Below are 16,954 nucleotides of genomic sequence, written 5' to 3'. Positions count from 1 at the left end.
CGGCCCCGGCCGCGGGCCAGGATTGTCCGGAGATCCTCATCCACCGGGGGGCCACCCTAGGAGGACGCGATGTTGCGGCAGACCAGACTGGCCGGGGAATCAGCGGACTACCTCGCCGCCCGCGAAGAGCTGCGCCTGGCCGAGATCGAGCTCATGCGCCGACGGGAGCAGGTCGCGGCCCGGCGGCGGGCGCTCCCGCAGGGCCCGCCCGTCGACGACTACGTCTTCGTCGAAGGCCCCGCCGACCTGAACGCCGGCGACACACCGGTCAGCGAGGTCACCCTGAGCGGGCTGTTCACCGCCCCGGACCGCCCTCTGATCGTCTACCACTTGATGTACGGCAAGTCGCAGACCACCCCCTGCTCGATGTGCACCCTGTGGATCGACGGCTTCAACGGCATCGCCCGCCACATCGCCCGCAACGCCGACTTCGCCATCGCCGCGGCCGCCGACCTGCCCGCCCTCCGGCAGCACGCCCGCAACCGCGGCTGGCATGGGCTCCGGCTCCTGAGCTGCGGCGACAGCACGTTCAAGTACGACCTGGGGAGTGAGGACAAGGACGGAGTGCAGGACTCCACCGTCTCCGTCTTCACGCGCGACGGTGACGGCACGATCCGCCACTTCTACTCCGCCCACCCCCGCATGGCCGACGACATCGACCAGCGCGGCATCGACCTCCTGGCCCCTGTCTGGCACCTGCTCGACCTCACCCCGCAGGGCCGCGGCGACTGGTTCGCGGGCCTCGATTACTGAGGTGAGCCGAGCCGAGCTGGGCGGAGCCGAGCCGAGCCGAGCTCCGACAGCCGACAGCCGACAGCCGACAGCCGACAGCCGACAGCCATCCTCACCCAGCAGATCACACCATAACGGTATAAATTGATCGAAGATCTACGGGAGAGGAGACCTCATGTCCTCGAAGCGGCGCCGTAAGAAGAGGGCCCGCCGTAGCAAGGCGGCCAATCACGGCAAGCGGCCCCAGTGCTGACAGCGCTGGCCTCTTGACCGTGCCCAATGCCCCGCCCGCAGCCTGACGGCCGCCGGCGGGGTGTGCCGAGTGGACGGCGTTCGGCGCAGCGCGCCTCGTCAGTCGGCGTGACAGAGCCGGAACGGCATGCCGGCGTCCCGCAGCCGCCCGATCAGCGCATCGCCCATGGCCGTAGCCGTCGTGACCTGCCCGGCGGTCGCCGGCAGGTCGTCCAGAGCGAGACACAGCGACGCTTCGGCCAGCATTTTCGCCGTCTCCCCGTAGCCCGGGTCACCGCCCGTGACCTCGGTGAACACACGCTGACCGCCCCCTTCGCCGACGGCCCGCACCCAGAACCGGGCGCGCGCCCGCTGCTCCGCGCTCGGCCCCCTCCCCGGCTCGTAGCAGCTCATCAGCCACGTCCGCACGGGGGACACCTGCGCAGCCGCCCACACCGCCCCCAGGCCGACCGGCCCGGCCAGGGCGACGGGCAGCCTCTTCACCGACGCGTAGTGGCGGTAGCGGAAATCGGGCCCGTACCGCTCCAGGGCGGCCGCCGAGCGGCGTACGACCTGGGGGTCGAGCGTGGGCAGCGGCAGCGCCCAGGTGCCGGTCTCCTTGCTGAACCGCGGCGCCCCCAGCGGAGCCCGGACCCGGCGCCCGGCCGGCTGCGGCTCGTACCGGCTCCGCTCCTCCGCCGCCGCCTTCGCCTGGCGCTGCCGCGAGGCGATCGCCAGGGACGAGGCCAGCGTGCCGCCGGAGATGATCCCCGACGCGCGCACGAACCCGTCGACCGTCAGCGGCACCCCTTCCGGCAGCTGCTGCACGGTGAAGTACGCGAGGAGGTCGTGCGGCACCGAGTCGAAGCCGCACGCGTGGACGATGCGCGCGCCCGACTTGCGGGCCTGCGCGTCGTGGCGCACGTACGTCAGGTCCACGAACTCCGGCTCACCGGTGAGGTCCGTGTAGTCGGTGCCTGCTTCCGCGCACGCGGCCACCAGTTCCTGGCCGTACCAGATGTACGGGCCGACGGTGGAGGCGACGACGTGCGCGGACTCGGCCAGCGTGCGCATCGCGGCCTTGTCGCCCGCATCCGCGGTCACCAGAGCCACATCCGCCGCGCGTACGGAGTCGAGCGCCGCCAGCCGGTCCCGCAGCTTCTCCAGCTTCGCGCGACTGCGCCCGGCGAGCGCGCACCGGCACCCGTCCGGCGCGTGCTCCAGCAGGTACTCGGCCGTGAGCTCCCCGACGTACCCCGTCGCCCCGAAGAGCACGACGTCGTACGGGCGTTCCGGGCCGGTCTGCCGGTTCATCGTGGTGCTCTGGGGGCTGTTCGCGGAGCGGTTCATGGAGCCTCCGGCTGCTGAGGTCGAGGTCGGGGCGCGGTCGGGATCGGGGCGCGGTCAGGATCGGGATCACGGTCAGGGGCGAGGGAGGGTATCCGCCCGCCCACGGCTGATTCTCCGTGCGTCCGGCCGATACGGGCACATGGCCGCCGCCGGTCCGCGTGTCCCCCGGCCACGTGTCGAAACCCCGCCACGCAGACGGAGCCGTCGCGGATTGCGCGGCGGCCCGAGCGCGCGTACGCCGGGCGCCCCCGAACGCGCGGCGCCGCCGCTGCGCACTCGTCCGAGCCGTATGCCCATGCACGAACCGGTGGTGGGGAACGGTTCCGGTGGGTGCGCAAAAGGGTGCTGGCTCATGCTCATTGCGGACAGCGCGGTTCTGGGGCGAACCGTTCGCCTTCTCGGAACCACGCGCAGAAACGGCAGGAAAGCCATGCCCGTGCACCCGCTCGTGCACCCGCTCGCCCGGCGCTCCGCGATCCTTGCGGCCGCCGCAACCATGGTGGTCCTGGCCCCCGGCGTGGGCCACACCGCCGCCTCCTCCCCGGCACCCATCAAGAACGAGGGGGCGGGGTGGTACCTCGACAGCGGCGGTGAAACCTCCGCCGCCAAGGCCCCCACGTTCACCGCCAAATACACGGGAGAGCCCGCGTCGGCGCCCGGCAACCTGAAGTGGTCCTACGACCCCGCTACCAAACTCATCAAGAACGAGGCGCACGGCTGGTACCTCGGCAGCGGCGGCGACTCCTCCTCCGACAAGGCCCCCGCGTACACCACGAAATACACCGGGGACCCCGCGGCCGCTCCCCCACAGCTGAAGTGGTCCTACGACGCGAGCACCAAACTCGTCAAGAACGAAGGAAACGGCTGGTACCTGGGCTCGGGCGGCGACAACTACGGCAAGGCCCCCGCGTACACGACGAAGTACACGGGAACCCCCGCGTCGGCCCCGGCCCAGCTGAAGTGGGCGATAGCGTCCTAGATTTCACACCCGGCTCACGGCGCCGCCGGAGGCCCCACTGACACACATCCTCCTGTCAGTGGGGCCACCTAGTGTGCGGGGCGGGGAAGGACAGGCCTTGCCCCGTACAGCGACGGACGCAAAGGAACGGCGAAATGCGCGACGGCATGTGTGACGACCTGCGCGACGGTCTGCGCGACGGCATTCAGTGGCTGATCGACCTGCACTTCTGGGATTCGAGCATCATCTTCGCCCGCGGCATGGGCCCGGACGAACTGGCCGCTCGGATGGGAGGCGACACCCCGCCTGCCGAGCGCCGGCTGATCAACGACCTGGAGGCATGGGACGCGGTCTTCGACGGTCAGTACCGTCCGGGTGAGGACGGGGACGGCCTGATCCGCGTCGGGAGGAACGGCGACTGGTCCTTCGCCCTGGAATACGGCGACTCCACGGGCCGTGACCGCCTCCTGGACGTGTCGCGCGACGGGGCCGAGGCCGTCCGTCTGGACCCGATGCCGGAACATCCCCCGAAGGTGTTCAACTACGCCCGGGGTGGGCAACTCATCTGCAGCTTCGGTATCGGTGAGGAGCATTGGCGCTGGGGCACCGAGCCCGATCTCCTCCTGACGGAACTGATCGAGCAGAGCGTCCTGCTCCCCGGCGGCCACGACCGCGCGCGTCAGAACGATGAGCACTACAAGGACCGTGATCGCCGCACCTTCGGCGTCATCGAGAGACACTTCGGCCTCTCCCTGCCCCGCGAGCACTTGGTGGAGGGGAGCTTCCTTCCTTTCTTCGTGGTGCGCGGAACTCCGGAGATCGATGATTTCGAGGAGCCGACTGACGACGCCTAACAGGATGAGGCGGGTGGGCGTTGTATGACAGGTCTCCTGACCGGGCGGCGTCGCCCTCCTTGGTGCGCCTGCTGCGTGAACCACGTTCCCCGGCGCTGCCCGTATCGAGGTGGCCGGACGCCGGGCCCGTCCCGACCGGGGCGCGCTGCGCGGCCCGGCGCGCCACACCTTCGATATCGCCCGCCACGGATATGCCGGCCTCCTGACGGGCACCCGCGCCACCAGCGGCGACGATGCCGCCATGGTCCGGGCCCGGGACCGGTTCCTGGCCACCGGCAAGTACGGGCCCATCCGCCGGGCCGTGGCCCGACCGGCGGCCGGCGCCGTGCCCGCGCAGGGCACGGTCGTGGACGTCGGGTGCGGCACGGGCTACTACCTGGCCGGCCTGCTCGACCAACTGCCGGGCGCCCGTGGCCTGGGCCTGGACGCCTCGGTGCGCGCGCTGCGCTCGGCGGCCCGGGTCCACGAGCGGGCCGCCGCGGCGACCTGGGACGTCTTGGAGCAGCGCCTGCACCAGGCGCCGGCTCCCTTCTTCGAAGCCACCCGTACCGGGCAGGTCGAGTACGTGACGTCCCTGACCAGGCCGGAGGCCCTCGACCTGATCGGGATGACCCCGAGCGCACGTCACCTGAGCCCTGCGGGCCTGGACGGTACCGGATTCCTGCCCGACCAGGTCACCGTCTCCGTGCCGGCCACCACCTACCAACCGGCCTCGGTGGACTCGAAGACGATCAACCGCTCTCGATCCACAACCCTTGACAACTGTTCATGCACCTGACAGCAGTGGCACTGCACCACTCCCCCGAACGGCACCACACCCCGAAGGGAGCGATCAACCCATGACCAGATCTGAGAGCGCGGGATACGACTACGACGTCGTCATCAGCGGATCCGGCCTCGCCGGCAGCGCCGCGGCCGTCCTGCTCGCTCGACGCGGTGTCCGCGTCGCCCTGCTGGAACGCCGCGCGGATCCCGAAGCGTACAAGGTGCTGTGCAGCCATTCCCTCCAGGCCTGCGCCTACCCCGTGCTGGAGGAACTCGGCCTCGTACCCGATCTCGAGGCGGCGGGAGCCGTCCGCAGCACGGCCCGCTATTACACCCGCTGGGGATGGATCGAGCCGAGGGCGGCGCCGGCGGGCCCCGAGCTGCCGTACGCGTACAACGTCCGGCGCAGCACCCTCGACCCGTTGATCAGGTCCCGTGCGGCGGAGACCCCCGGCGTCGATCTGCTCCTCGGTCACCACGTGACCGGGCTGGTCCGGGAAGCCGGGCGAACCTCGGGGGTGCGCGCGTCGACGCCCCAGGGCGAGCGTGAGATCCGGGCCCGCCTGGTGGTCGGCGCCGACGGTAATCACTCGGCCGTAGCGAAGTCCGCCGCGGTGCCTGCCCGGTCGTACGAGAACGCGCGGTTCGGCTATCTCGCCTACTTCCGCGACCTTCCGCTGCACGGCGGGATCAGTCAGACCTGGTTTCTCGAACCCGACATGGCGTACGCGTTTCCCAACGAGGACGGGGTGACGGTGCTCGCCGTGCTCCCGGACAAGAAGCGGCTGCCGGCCTTCCGGGAAGACCTGGAGGGCAGCTTCTTCGCCTTCTTCCGCGCCTTACCGGAGGCGCCGCCCATCGACTCCGCGGAGCGCGTTTCGAAGTTCATCGGCACTGTCAACTACTCGCTCCACAGCCGCAAGCCGACCGCTCCGGGCGTCGCACTCATCGGCGACGCCGCCCTGACCAGCGACCCGCTGTGGGGAGTGGGATGCGGGTGGGCCCTGCAGTCCGCGCAATGGCTGGCAGAAGCGGTCGCCTCGGCCGCAGCCGGCCGGGGCGACCTCGACAGATCGCTCGCGGTGTACGCCCACAGACACCGGCGCCGGCTGCGCGGCCACCAGTACCTGGCCGCCGACTTCGCCAAGGCTCGCCCGTTCAATCCCCTGGAGCGGCTGATGTTCTCGGCGGCAGCGCGCGATGAAGCGATGGCACGGCACATGCACCGGTTCGGATCCCGCCTGATCGGTCCGCTGCGATTCTTGAACCCCGTGGCAGTGGCCAAGGCTTCGGCCGTCAACATCAGGCATCGCGGGGCGGCTGCGGCGCCACCCACTCACCTCTCACGCACGGGGGCGTGATCGGCTGCCCTTCGAGTGGGCCGTGACGTTGACGTTCCTTGCCGCCGCCGGGCGCGGCCCGGGGGATCTGGCGGTCTGCCTGGCGGGGGCAGCGGAAGGTCACTTGTCAGCCGCCGCGTCGTGGACCGGCATGACCAGCGTCGTGAAACTGCCCTGATCCGCGGAGCGGACCACGACAGGCCGGTCCGGGGACGATATCTCCAGCAGCACGTCAGGGCCGACGCCGGCCTCGATCGCCGCGAGGAGCACTTGCGGGTCGAAGGCGATGCGCAGGGGCGGCCCTGTGCAGATGGCGGGGAGCGTGAGCCCGTCCGAGCCCGGGTCCGGGTCCCCGGGCGTGAGGGCGAGCTGTTGTTCGCCTGCCCGGAGGATGATCGGCGCATCGCCGCATTCGGCCACAGCGAGTGCTGTGCGCAGAGCTGCGCGGTCCGTGATGACCCGGTGCCGCGTCATCGGGAAGTTGTCCAGGACCAGCTGGTAGTCGGGGAAGGGAAGGACTGTCTCATCAGCGGTCGGCAGAGTCCGTGAGTGGGCTCCGCTGCGCAGGCGCGCGCCGTCCCGGTCCACCTCGATGGTGATGTCCGGCATGCGCATGGCCCAGGCTGCCACGTCCTTCATTTCCGGGGCTGCGATCAAGACGCGGCAAGGACCGCCCTCCAGGGAGATGGCCCGCAGGGTGCGGACTGCCAAGCGGTAGCGGTCCGTGGCCACCAGGCGCACTTCCTGCCCGTCGATCTCTATCAGGATGTGGCCGAGTACGGGGAACTCGGCCCCTGCGGGGCCGGACGCCACCGCCGGTGCGACCTGTCGCACGGCGCTGGCCAGCTCCGCCCCACCGACGCAAACCTTGGCCCTGGCCTCGGTGCTCCAGGGCGTTCCGCCGGGAAGAGCGCGGAGGATCTCCTCGATCACCACCTGCGCCGAGGCGGCCGTTTCCCGTGCCCTTGTCGCGTGCTCCTGCAGAACGGCACGGGCCTCCTCATCCGTCCCGTCCAGCACCACCGAGGCATCGGTGAGCGGCACCCCGGCCTCCCGAAGCCGCCGGACGAGGACTGCACGGGCCTGCTGCTCCGGGGCGTAGTAGCGGTATCCGGTCGCATCGTCGACGTGGGCGGGACGCAGCACGTCACAGTCGTCGTAGAACCGCAGAGCGCTCGGCGCCAGCCCCACCCGGCGCGCGAAGGCGCCGATGCTCATCAACGTGCCGGCGTGGATATCGGTGTCGATGTCGATGTCGATGTCTTCCATGACGGCGATTCTCGGGTTTCAAGCAGCTTGAAGGTCAAAGTGCTGAAGCGTGGAGGCGTGGCAGCCGCACTACCCGATCAGGGCGACGGCACCGCGGCATAGCGCTCCGCCAGCACGGCCACCGCCTCGCCGACGGCCCGCCGCAGCTCGGGCGGGCCGAGTACCTCCGCCTCCGTAGCGAGCCTGAGCAGGTCGCTGACCGCGACGGCCTGTGCCTCGACCGGCATCTCCACCTGCACCCAGCCCTCGTGGTCCGGCGGCCCTGCGCTCTCCAGGGCCCGTGTGCCCGCGGCACCGAACTGCATGGGCAGCAGCCGCTGCGCCCGGGGCGAGATCCGCAGCCGGGCGGTTCCCTGGTGGAGCGCGGCTTCCAGGCGCTGGGAGGACTCCTCCCAGCAAGCGGCCAGATCGAATCCGTCCGGTCGCTCGAACGTCTCCCCCGACGTCTCGACGGCCAGGAACCGCGCTATCCGATAGGTACGGGAAGCACCGAAGGTGCGTGCAGCAGCCTCGCCCTCGTCCTCGTCCTCCTCCGCCGCCACTGCCACCAGGTACCAGATGCCGCCTTTGAGGACGATGCCGAGCGGGCACAGGCGGCGGCCGGGCTCCCGGGCGTCCGGCCCCGGGTACACCTGGCCGTTCCACCGCCGGTAGCGCACGCGCAGTACGTGCTGCTCCCACACCGCTCGCGCGACGGATGCCAGGTGCGGAACCGGTTCGGCGTCCCGGAACCACGCCGGTGCGTCCAGATGGAACCGGTCCTGAATGCGCCGGGAGCGTTCTGCGAGCTCGGCCGGGAGAGCGGCCTGAAGCTTCAGCTGCGCCGTGGCCAGTACCGCGCCGAGGCCCAGCTCCCGCGCCGCCCCGGGTGCTCCGGCCAGGAAGAGGGAGCCCGCCTCGGCGTCGGTGAGCCCGGTCAGACGGGTGCGGTACCCGTCCATCAGACGGTAGCCGCCGGCGGGGCCGCGCTCGGCGCAGACCGGGACGCCCGACGCACCGAGCGCCTCGATGTCCCGGTAGACCGTACGGACCGAGACCTCCAGCTCCGCGGCGAGCTCGGGAGCGGTCATGCGCCCGCGGTTCTGGAGCAGGAGGAGCAGGGAGAGGAGACGGTCGGCGCGCATGCGGCCATTGTCCCGCTGTACCTGACAGGAGATGTCAGGTACGGGGCTCAGTCTCCTTCTCCGGCGGCATCGAGGCCACCGGCACCACCTGCGAGTACAGCATCGTCTACATCACGGAGAAGACAGGCACGTTCACCGGCATGGAGATCCTGTCCGGCAGCCTCGACGGGCGGGAAGGCACCTTCGTCGTCGAGGAACGCGGCTCCTTCGGGACTGACGGCACGGTGTACTGCAGCTTCGAGGTCGTGCCGGGATCAGGCACGGGCGAGCTGACCGGTTTGCGGGGAACCGGCAGCTTCACCGCCGAGCACGGTGCACCCTCCGTCCCGTACACCTTCGCCTACGAGCTGAGCTGAGCTGAGCCGGCCACGGACGCCCCTATCACGGACAACAACGTCACGGACAATCACGGCACATATCCCTGACGAGGCAAAACGGTTTCCGTTTGCGCACGGATAGCGAACCCGTGCCATTAAGCAACCTCCACAAGAAAACACCCGCGTTGGCCGATTTACATGCCCTCGATGCGACGCCCTTGACATAAGTAGCCCTGTATTCCGCTACGATCACGTCATGGTCTCGGCCCAGCTCGTATTCCGGATGCGACGGACCCGCCCTTCGGTGTCGGGTCTGTCGCGTCTGCTGTGGCCGGCCTTGCTGCTCCTGTTCGGCGTGCTCTACACCCACGGCATCAGCGGGGAGAGCGCGGTCAGTCACGCGACCGGCAGGCCGGTGGCGTTGTCCGCCTTTGCGCACGCCGTTGACGAGCACCACGCCCATGGTGAACCGGCCCCGGTCGCGGCCCCCGGCACGGAGCAGGTCCACGCCGCCGACCACCACGAGGACGAGTCCTCCCACGGCGCCGAGAACTGCACGTCCGCCAAGCCCCAGGACGGCCCGGCCCTCTTCGCTCCCAGTTGCTCGGCGCTGTTCGACGCGCTGTCGGCACTGAGCTCGCAGCCCTGGACGGGCGGACGGCCGTCTCCCGCTGCGCCGGAAGCAGCACACTCAGCGGCTTCACGCGTCCTGCGAATCTAGAAGTCAGACACTCCGAACGTTCCGAACGCTCCGAATGCTCCGAACGTTCCGAAACCGGTCGGATTCCACTCCCACCCGGCCTTGGCGCCTGCTTCTCCATTTCCCTCTGTTCCCTTGCTCTCCTGAGGGGAATTACCGAGCCCTGCCTCGGCGCCATCCGGCCGCCCGTCTGACTCGCCTCCACTTGCCCGGAGAATTCCGGCCACGTGGCCGTCGTACGGAGTGCCTGTGCCGCGCAACTCCCCCGTTCCTCACTACACGTCCGTCACCCCGGACCCCCGCAAGGCGGACACCGATCGGTCGAGGCGGAAGACGCTCGCCCTTCTCTGCCGGTGGCGCAAATAGGAGCTCAGCTCACCCACCACGCGAGACGAGCCCCCCCCTCACCGGCGCACCGACCGACCGAAAGGCGAACGAGCCATGGACCCCCTGACGACCAACGGCACCGGTTCCGCCCGCCCAAGCTCCTCTGCCGCCCCCCTCACCCCCATCACACCCCTCACACCCCTCACACCCACCGCTCACAACTCCCCCAACGTCCCTACCGCCCCTACCGCCCCTGCCGCCCCTGCCGCCCCTGCCGCCCCCAACACCTTCGGGATCTCCGGCCTCGTCGGCGACACCCCGGTCCTGCACGTGTCCGAACCCCTCGCCCCCGCCGGCCACGGCTTCTGGGCCAAGCTGGAGGGCTTCAACCCGGGCGGCATCAAGGACCGTCCGGCCCTGCACATGGTGGAGCGGGCCCGCGCCCGCGGCGATCTGGCTCCCGGCAGCATGATCATCGAGTCCACCAGCGGCACGCTCGGACTGGGCCTGGCCCTGGCCGGAATGGTCTACGGGCACCCGGTCACGCTGGTCACCGACCCCGGCCTGGAGTCGTCCATGACCCGGCTGCTGACCGCGTACGGGGCGCAGGTCAACGTCGTCTCCGACCCCCACCCGACCGGCGGCTGGCAGCAGGCCCGCTGCGACCGCGTGGACCGCCTGCGCGAGCAGCACCCCGGCGCGTGGGTGCCGGACCAGTACAACAACCCCGACAACGTCGCCGCCTACACCCCGCTCGCGCTCGAACTGGCCGCCCAGCTGGGCCACATCGACGTCCTGGTGTGCAGCGTCGGCACGGGCGGCCACTCCGCCGGCGTCTCCCGCGTACTGCGACAGCTCTATCCCGGGCTGCGGCTGGTCGGCGTGGACACCGTCGGCTCCACGATCTTCGGGCAGCCCGCCCGCAGCCGGCTGATGCGCGGCCTCGGCTCCAGCATCTACCCCCGCAACGTCGCGTACGAGAACTTCTCCGAAGTGCACTGGGTCTCCCCCGCCGAGGCCGTGTGGACCTGCCGCCAACTGGCCTCCTCCCACTACGCCACCGGCGGCTGGAGCGTCGGCGCGGTCGCCCTCGTCGCCGGCTGGCTCGCACGCACCCTGCCCGCGCACACCCGGATCGCGGCCGTCTTCCCCGACGGCCCGCAGCGCTACCTCGGCACGGTCTACGACGACGACTACTGCTCCGCCCACGGCCTCCTCGACGCGCCGCCGGCCGCCGAACCCGAGGTCGTGGGGCGGCCGGACGAGAAGGAGGTCACCCGCTGGACGCGGTGCGCCACCGTCGTCGATCCGCTCGCCGCGCAGCGGAAGCGCGGCGCCGATGCGAACGACGAGGGCCGGTCGTGAAGAACCCGCCGGCCACCCGGAAGCGCCTCAACCCCCTGTCGCAAGCCCGCACCTTCGACCGCAGCGTGCAGCTGCTGATGGCGAACCAGTTCACCATCAACCTCGGCTTCTACATGCTCATGCCCTACCTCGCCCAGTACCTGTCCGGGAACCTGGGCATGGCCGCCTGGACCGTCGGACTGATCCTGGGCGTCCGCAACTTCAGTCAGCAGGGCATGTTCTTCTTCGGCGGCACCCTCGCCGACCGGTTCGGATACAAGCCCATGATCATCACCGGGCTGATGCTGCGCACCGTCGGCTTCGCCGTGCTCGGGCTCGTCGACTCCCTGCCCGCGCTGCTGGCGGCGTCGGCGGCCACCGGCCTGGCCGGCGCCCTGTTCAACCCGGCCGTGCGGGCTTACGTCGCCCACGACGCCCGGGAGCGCCGCGTGGAAGCATTCGCACTCTTCAACGTCTTCTACCAGGCCGGGATCCTGCTGGGCCCACTGGTCGGTGTGGCGCTGACGGGAGTGAGCTTCCGCCTCACCTGTCTCGTGGCGGCCGGAGTCTTCACCGCGCTGTCGCTCGTACAGATACGGGCGCTACCGGCCCGGACGCCGTCACACGAGGCCGGGACCAGGGCCGGGGCCGGGGCTACAGCTACAGCTACAGCTACAGCTACGGCCACGGCCGATCCCCATACCGAGACCGAGACCGAGTCCGAGACCGGCAAGTCAGTGACGTCTGTGCTCTCCCAGTGGCGCACGGTCGTGTCCAACCGGCCGTTCCTGCTGTTCTCCCTCGCCATGATCGGCTCGTACGCGCTGTCCTTCCAGGTCTACCTCGCGCTTCCGCTGGAGGTGCGCCGCATGGCCGGGGACGAGCGGGTCGGGACGGTCGGCATAGGGCTGCTGTTCGCCGCCTCCGGCCTGGCGACCATCGCGGGCCAGACGCGGCTCACGGCCTGGTGCAAGAAGCACTGGGGCTCCGAACGGTCTTTGGTCGCCGGGCTGGCAGCCTTGGGAGCGGCCTTCCTGCCGCTCCTGGCAGCCACGGCGGTTCCCGCGCCCCCGGACGGGCCGGCCCGCTGGGCCCTGGCCGTCGGCCCGCCCCTCCTCTCGGCACTCCTCATCGCGCTGGGGACCATGCTGGCCTACCCCTTCGAGATGGACACGATCGTCGCCCTCGCCGAGAACCGGTACGTGGCCACGCACTACGGCCTCTACAACACCATCTGCGGCATCGGCATCACCCTCGGCAACCTCCTCACCGGCGCGGCCCTGGACGCCGCGCACTCCGCCGGAACCCCGGCACTCCCGTGGCTGGCCCTCGCGGCCACGGGAGGCGGCTGCGCCCTGGCCGTATTCGGCCTGCACCGCACAGGCCGTCTGACTCCGACCGCACCCGAACAACAACCCGACGGCCCCGACGAGCCCGATAGGCCCAACAGACCCACCGAACCCACCAAACCCAACAGGCCCAACAGGCCCAACAGGCCCGACGGCAGACAACCCGCCACCAAGACCTGATCCAACGCCCCCTGAACAACCAACCACGCTAGCCCGGCTCCGGTCCGGGGGGCCTGACCAAAACCAACCACAGTCCGCAAGTCGGTGACCTGCGGACTGTGGTCTTCGGCCCGGACGGGGGCGCCGATCGGTGCGTGGTCGGGGCGGGATGCCCGACGGATGGCGGATGAATGCGCGGGTGGCGGCCGTGAGGATGGCTGACATGGACCCTGAACTGGAAGCATTCATCCCGATGTTCCCCCGCGCCGACCTGACCGACCCGGTCACCGAGCGCAAGAACCTCGCCGCCCTGGTCGCCTCGGTGCCGGCACCGGACACCACGCGCATGGACGTCGAGGACCGTACGGTACCCGCCGCCCCGGACGTACCGGTGCGGATCTACCGCCCGCACGGGGCACGGGGCGCCGTCATCTGGCTGCACGGCGGCGGATTCGTCATGGGCGACCTGGACACCGAGCACCCGTGGGCCGCCCGTATCGCCGACGGCGCCGGTGCAGTGGTGATTTCCGTCGGTTACCGCTTGGCCCCCGAGAACCCCTATCCGGCCGCCCTGGACGACGCCTACGCCGTCCTGACCTGGGCCGCCGAGCATGCAGCCGAGCTCGGCATCGACGCGGAGCGCATCGCGGTCGGAGGACACAGTGCCGGGGCGGGCCTCGCGGCGGCGATGGCGCTGCGGTCGCGCGACCAGCAAGGCCCTGCGATCCGCTTCCAGCTGCTCAACCAGCCCGGGCTCGACGACCGCCAAGAGACGTGGTCGGCGCGGAACTTCACCGAGACGCCCTGGATGAACCGCGACAAGTCCACCGCGATCTGGCGGCACTACCTCGGCTCGGCGCCCGCCACCCCGTACGCCGCCCCGGCACGGGCCACCGACCTCTCCGGCCTCCCGCCCGCCTACATCGCCACCGCGGAGCTCTGCCCGAACCGCGACGAAGCCCTCGTCTACGGAATGCGTCTGCTGCAGGCGGGCGTGTCGGTGGAACTGCACCAGTGGGCCGGCACGTTCCACGGGTCGCAGGCGATCCTGTCCGCCGAGGTGTCGCAACGGCAGATCACCGAACTCGGCGCGGTCCTGCGCCGAGCCCTGGCCGGGTGAAACCCCGCCGCCACCGCCGCAGCCACCACAGCCGCAGCCACAGCCGCCGCAGCAGCTGGGCGAGGAGGCACGCCGTCGATCGCAGGGTGCCGTGCGCCGAGGAGACAGGGGCTGGCTAGGCTCTTGACGATCAGCGCTATCGAACAGGGGTCCGAGAATGACCGGGGAGGGAGACGTACACGCCGGCGTCACGGTCAAACACCGCTCATGCGTCGCGCAGGCGCCCCTCGACCGGGTGTGATCTCCCTGCCTTTCGGTACCGCGAAGGAGTTTCGTAACCCGTGATATCCAAGCGCGCCCGGCGGACGGCCGCAGAGCTGCTGGGTGAGTCCCCTGTTGCCGTGGGCTGGTACAAACTCGGGCCCGTCCCGAAGCCGCCGAAGGACGTCTACGCGGCGGCCGGCCGACCCCGGCTGCGGCCGGGCTGGATACGTCCTCTCGGGATTCTGGGTTATATCGCCGTGTCCCCCTTCATGCTGATCGCCATCGGTTACGCGGCCCTGGAAGCGGCCGCCGAGGCCGTCCTCGGGCCCCTGCTGCGCACGAAGAAGGAGCGCCAAGCGCTCCGGGACGAGAAGGCTCGTAAGGAACGGCTTCGGCGTGACACCGCACTTCCCGGGAACGGGCCCGTGGAAGTGTTCGACGGTGACTGGCACGCCGAAGCCGGCCGGCTTCTCCTACGGTGGTACACGCAGTCCTCGCACCCGAACCGGCTCGTCATCCTGGGCGCCGACCGCGTGGTGCTGGCCGGTCCCCGGCGCCGGGTGACGCTTGGCCAGGACAAGAAGGCGCAGATCCTTGACGTTCTGAAGGCCGACCAGGCAGTCGTCGACGGCCCGTTCCGCAGCGGCTTCGCCACCGGCCCACTTCGGATTCGCTTTCATGACGGTTCATGGCTCCGACTGACGGCGGTCGATTCCGTGCGCGATTCCCTGCGCGGCTGACTGCAGCAAGCGGCCCGCGAGCCACCGGCTCGGGCGCCCGTCGGACACGCCGTGATGTGTCCGTCCGCCCGTGTCACGGTCGTCAGCCCGCCTTGACCTTGCCCCAGGGGCAGGCCGGAGAGTGTCCGGCATGGAGGACGACGACCCCTTGCTGAGCATCGGCGTGTTCGCGCGCCGCGCCCGGCTCTCGCCCAAGGCCCTGCGCGTGTACGACCGGCAGGGGCTGCTGACCCCGGACCGGGTCGACGCGGTGAACGGCTACCGGTACTACCGGCAGAGCCGGCTGACCACCGCGCGGCTGATCGTGCGGCTGCGCGGCCTGGACATGCCGCTCGCCCGCATCGCGGAGGTGCTGGCCGCGCCGGAGCCGGAAGCGGCCGGCCTGGTCGCGGCGTATTGGGAAGGCGTCGAGCGGCGCGTCGCCGCGCAGCGGGAGCTCGCCGTCCACCTGCGCATCCAGTTGTCGGGAGGGACGGAAGGCTTGGACATGTATGAGATCAGGCAACGTGACGTGCCGGAGCAGGCGGTGCTCGTCGAGCAGCGCCACGTCCGGCCGGAGGACCTGTCGGTGTGGATCCCGGAGACCTGCTCGCGCCTTGAGGAGGAGGCGAAGGCCTACGGGGGCGTGGTGGCGGCGCCGTTCGTCATCTACCACGGCGAGGTCAACGAGGACAGCGACGGGCCGGTGGAGCTCTGCGTACCCATCGATCCGCTCCGGGCCTCGGAGGCGGCGGAGGCCGGCGCGGCCGTCCGGACCGAGCCGGCCCACCGCGAGGCGTACACCACGATCACCAAGGCGCAGGTGGAGTACCCGCAGATCCTCTCGGCGTACGACGCCGTGTACCGGTGGATCGAGGCGAACGACGGCGGCGAGACCGGACCCGGCAGGGAGGTCTACTTCGCCGACTGGGCATCGGCCGGCTCGGCGACAGAGGTGTGCGACATCGCCGTGCCGGTGGCGTAGGGCCGGCGACCCCTACGCCTTCCCTCCGGGGAAGGCTGCGGTTCGCTTCCCGCTGTTGCCGGCGTCAGGCGACCGTCCGCCCGGACCGGAGCGGAACGTGCGGCGGTACGCCTGAGGGCTGACGCCGATCGCCGTGCGGAGGTGCTGGCGCAGGGAGGCGCCGGTGCCGAGTCCGGACCGGAGGGCGACCAGGTCGACGGGCCAGTCGGTCGTCTCCAGGAAGTGCCGTGCGAGGTCGACGCGCTGCCGGGTCAGCCACTGGCCCGGCGTGCTGCCGGCTTCGTCGCGGAAGCGGCGGCTGAAGGTGCGCACGCTCATGTTGGCGTGGGCGGCGAGGCCGGACAGCGTGAGCGGCTCGGCCAGGTGCTGCGCGGCCCAGGCCCGGGTCGCCGCGGTGCTGCCGTCGGACGGTGCGGGGACGGGGCGGCGGATGTACTGGGCCTGGCCGCCGTCGCGCCAGGGCGGTACGACGCAGGAGCGGGCGACCTCGTTGGCCACGTGGCTGCCGTGGTCGAGGCGGACGATGTGCAGGCACAGGTCGATGCCCGCGGCGACTCCGGCGGAGGTGAGTATGTCGCCGTCGTCCACGTAGAGGACGCCGGGGTCGATGCGGGTGGTGGTGAACATGCGCTGCAGGCGGTCGGCCTCGCGCCAGTGGGTGGTGGCGGGGCGGCCGTCGAGGAGTCCCGCCGCGGCCAGGACGTAGGTGCCGGTGCAGATCGCGACGATCCTCGTGCCGGGGCGGATGGCGGCCAGGGCGTCGCGCAGCGGCCCGGGCAGCCGGCCTTCTTCCCGTATCGCTCCCAGCCGGTGGGAGGGCGGGACGACGACGGTATCGACGGTCGCCAGCAGGGAGGCGTCGTGGGAGACGGCGAGGTCGTAGTCGGCGTCGGTGCGCACGGGGCCGCCGTCCAGGCTGCACGTCGTCACGGAGTAGAGCGGCTTGCCGTCGCCGTCACGGGCGGCGTTGAAGTTGCGGGCGGGGATGCCTAGCTCGAAGGGGACGACGCCGTCCAGGGCCAGGACGCCTACGTGGTGCATGGCCGGATCCTTTCATGACGTGGCCATCGCGCCGCGACCAGGGGATTCGGCGAGCGGGCAGCCTTG

Annotated in this window: 16 protein-coding genes and 1 pseudogene; 13 read left to right on the top strand and 4 right to left on the bottom strand. The window is 70.9% G+C overall.

From position 1 onward, the window contains the following. Positions 1–69: 69 nt before the first annotated feature. Positions 70–753: a DUF899 family protein gene (locus tag NQU55_RS17995; RefSeq protein WP_206329264.1), complete on the top strand. Its 684-nt coding sequence runs from the start codon at positions 70–72 to the stop codon at positions 751–753. A gap of 154 nt (positions 754–907) precedes the next feature. Beyond that, a complete protein-coding gene (locus tag NQU55_RS37130; protein WP_372504737.1) occupies positions 908–985 on the top strand; it encodes a 50S ribosomal protein bL37 in 78 nt (25 codons plus the stop codon). A 98-nt stretch (positions 986–1,083) separates the two neighbouring features. Here the strand turns inward: NQU55_RS37130 and NQU55_RS17990 are convergent, their stop codons facing one another. Further along, positions 1,084–2,277, bottom strand: coding sequence for a saccharopine dehydrogenase family protein (locus tag NQU55_RS17990; RefSeq protein ID WP_168092615.1), 1,194 nt, complete (start codon positions 2,275–2,277; stop codon positions 1,084–1,086). Between the two features lie 466 nt (positions 2,278–2,743). Here NQU55_RS17990 and NQU55_RS17985 point away from each other — a divergent pair, with 466 nt between their 5' ends. The 4 genes from NQU55_RS17985 to NQU55_RS17970 all read left to right on the top strand — a co-directional run bounded on the left by NQU55_RS17985 (position 2,744) and on the right by NQU55_RS17970 (position 6,251). Further along, entirely contained in the window at positions 2,744–3,292 is a 549-nt protein-coding gene (locus NQU55_RS17985) for an RICIN domain-containing protein (protein ID WP_168092603.1), read from the top strand. Between the two features lie 134 nt (positions 3,293–3,426). Then, positions 3,427–4,125, top strand: a complete 699-nt coding sequence (locus NQU55_RS17980; protein ID WP_256790838.1) for a DUF6461 domain-containing protein — start codon at positions 3,427–3,429, stop codon at positions 4,123–4,125. A gap of 109 nt (positions 4,126–4,234) precedes the next feature. Continuing rightward, a complete protein-coding gene (locus tag NQU55_RS17975; RefSeq protein ID WP_256790837.1) occupies positions 4,235–4,903 on the top strand; it encodes a methyltransferase domain-containing protein in 669 nt (222 codons plus the stop codon). Positions 4,904–4,964: 61 nt separating this feature from the next. After that, positions 4,965–6,251, top strand: a complete 1,287-nt coding sequence (locus NQU55_RS17970; RefSeq protein ID WP_168095541.1) for an NAD(P)/FAD-dependent oxidoreductase — start codon at positions 4,965–4,967, stop codon at positions 6,249–6,251. 99 nt (positions 6,252–6,350) lie between these two features. Here NQU55_RS17970 and NQU55_RS17965 read toward each other — a convergent pair whose 3' ends face one another. Both NQU55_RS17965 and NQU55_RS17960 read right to left on the bottom strand, forming a co-directional pair. Next, positions 6,351–7,499 (bottom strand): DNA polymerase III subunit beta family protein, encoded by a 1,149-nt coding sequence (locus NQU55_RS17965; protein WP_168095542.1) that lies wholly within the window; start codon positions 7,497–7,499, stop codon positions 6,351–6,353. A gap of 77 nt (positions 7,500–7,576) precedes the next feature. Then, complete coding sequence (locus NQU55_RS17960) at positions 7,577–8,623, bottom strand: helix-turn-helix transcriptional regulator (RefSeq protein WP_256790836.1); 1,047 nt, start codon at positions 8,621–8,623, stop codon at positions 7,577–7,579. 53 nt (positions 8,624–8,676) lie between these two features. On the opposite strand from NQU55_RS17960, the pseudogene NQU55_RS17955 reads away from it, so the two are divergent. The 7 genes and pseudogenes from NQU55_RS17955 to NQU55_RS17925 all read left to right on the top strand — a co-directional run. Beyond that, a pseudogene (locus NQU55_RS17955) lies at positions 8,677–8,979 on the top strand (DUF3224 domain-containing protein); the annotation flags it as partial. A gap of 217 nt (positions 8,980–9,196) precedes the next feature. Beyond that, positions 9,197–9,661, top strand: coding sequence for a hypothetical protein (locus NQU55_RS17950; RefSeq protein WP_168092046.1), 465 nt, complete (start codon positions 9,197–9,199; stop codon positions 9,659–9,661). A 600-nt stretch (positions 9,662–10,261) separates the two neighbouring features. Beyond that, on the top strand, positions 10,262–11,332 hold the full coding sequence (locus tag NQU55_RS17945) for a PLP-dependent cysteine synthase family protein (protein ID WP_168092051.1): 1,071 nt from the start codon (positions 10,262–10,264) through the stop codon (positions 11,330–11,332). Between the two features lie 77 nt (positions 11,333–11,409). Next, positions 11,410–12,840 (top strand): MFS transporter, encoded by a 1,431-nt coding sequence (locus NQU55_RS17940; RefSeq protein ID WP_168092050.1) that lies wholly within the window; start codon positions 11,410–11,412, stop codon positions 12,838–12,840. 202 nt (positions 12,841–13,042) lie between these two features. Next, positions 13,043–13,939: an alpha/beta hydrolase gene (locus NQU55_RS17935; protein ID WP_168092045.1), complete on the top strand. Its 897-nt coding sequence runs from the start codon at positions 13,043–13,045 to the stop codon at positions 13,937–13,939. 341 nt (positions 13,940–14,280) lie between these two features. Then, complete coding sequence (locus NQU55_RS17930) at positions 14,281–14,883, top strand: hypothetical protein (protein ID WP_206329134.1); 603 nt, start codon at positions 14,281–14,283, stop codon at positions 14,881–14,883. 130 nt (positions 14,884–15,013) lie between these two features. Continuing rightward, positions 15,014–15,847 carry a MerR family transcriptional regulator gene (locus NQU55_RS17925; RefSeq protein ID WP_168092043.1) on the top strand — a complete coding sequence of 278 codons (834 nt, stop codon included), beginning with the start codon at positions 15,014–15,016 and terminating at the stop codon, positions 15,845–15,847. Between the two features lie 12 nt (positions 15,848–15,859). Here the strand turns inward: NQU55_RS17925 and NQU55_RS17920 are convergent, their stop codons facing one another. Beyond that, positions 15,860–16,888 (bottom strand): GlxA family transcriptional regulator, encoded by a 1,029-nt coding sequence (locus tag NQU55_RS17920; RefSeq protein WP_168092042.1) that lies wholly within the window; start codon positions 16,886–16,888, stop codon positions 15,860–15,862. Positions 16,889–16,954 lie beyond the last annotated feature (66 nt).

Origin of the sequence: Streptomyces telluris, assembly GCF_024519335.1 — a bacterium.
Taxonomy (GTDB): Bacteria; Actinomycetota; Actinomycetes; order Streptomycetales; family Streptomycetaceae; genus Streptomyces; species Streptomyces telluris.
This window is presented reverse-complemented; position numbering and strand designations above follow the sequence as displayed.

Excerpts from the sequence above, each read along its gene's own strand:
- NQU55_RS17995 (WP_206329264.1), top strand. The coding sequence starts at position 70 with ATGTTGCGGCAGACCAGACTGGCCGGGGAATCAGCGGACTACCTCGCC.
- NQU55_RS37130 (WP_372504737.1), top strand. The coding sequence starts at position 908 with ATGTCCTCGAAGCGGCGCCGTAAGAAGAGGGCCCGCCGTAGCAAGGCG.
- NQU55_RS17990 (WP_168092615.1), bottom strand. The coding sequence starts at position 2,277 with ATGAACCGGCAGACCGGCCCGGAACGCCCGTACGACGTCGTGCTCTTC.
- NQU55_RS17985 (WP_168092603.1), top strand. The coding sequence starts at position 2,744 with ATGCCCGTGCACCCGCTCGTGCACCCGCTCGCCCGGCGCTCCGCGATC.
- NQU55_RS17980 (WP_256790838.1), top strand. The coding sequence starts at position 3,427 with ATGCGCGACGGCATGTGTGACGACCTGCGCGACGGTCTGCGCGACGGC.
- NQU55_RS17970 (WP_168095541.1), top strand. The coding sequence starts at position 4,965 with ATGACCAGATCTGAGAGCGCGGGATACGACTACGACGTCGTCATCAGC.
- NQU55_RS17965 (WP_168095542.1), bottom strand. The coding sequence starts at position 7,499 with ATGGAAGACATCGACATCGACATCGACACCGATATCCACGCCGGCACG.
- NQU55_RS17960 (WP_256790836.1), bottom strand. The coding sequence starts at position 8,623 with ATGCGCGCCGACCGTCTCCTCTCCCTGCTCCTCCTGCTCCAGAACCGC.
- NQU55_RS17950 (WP_168092046.1), top strand. The coding sequence starts at position 9,197 with ATGGTCTCGGCCCAGCTCGTATTCCGGATGCGACGGACCCGCCCTTCG.
- NQU55_RS17940 (WP_168092050.1), top strand. The coding sequence starts at position 11,410 with ATGGCGAACCAGTTCACCATCAACCTCGGCTTCTACATGCTCATGCCC.
- NQU55_RS17935 (WP_168092045.1), top strand. The coding sequence starts at position 13,043 with ATGGACCCTGAACTGGAAGCATTCATCCCGATGTTCCCCCGCGCCGAC.
- NQU55_RS17925 (WP_168092043.1), top strand. The coding sequence starts at position 15,014 with ATGGAGGACGACGACCCCTTGCTGAGCATCGGCGTGTTCGCGCGCCGC.
- NQU55_RS17920 (WP_168092042.1), bottom strand. The coding sequence starts at position 16,888 with ATGCACCACGTAGGCGTCCTGGCCCTGGACGGCGTCGTCCCCTTCGAG.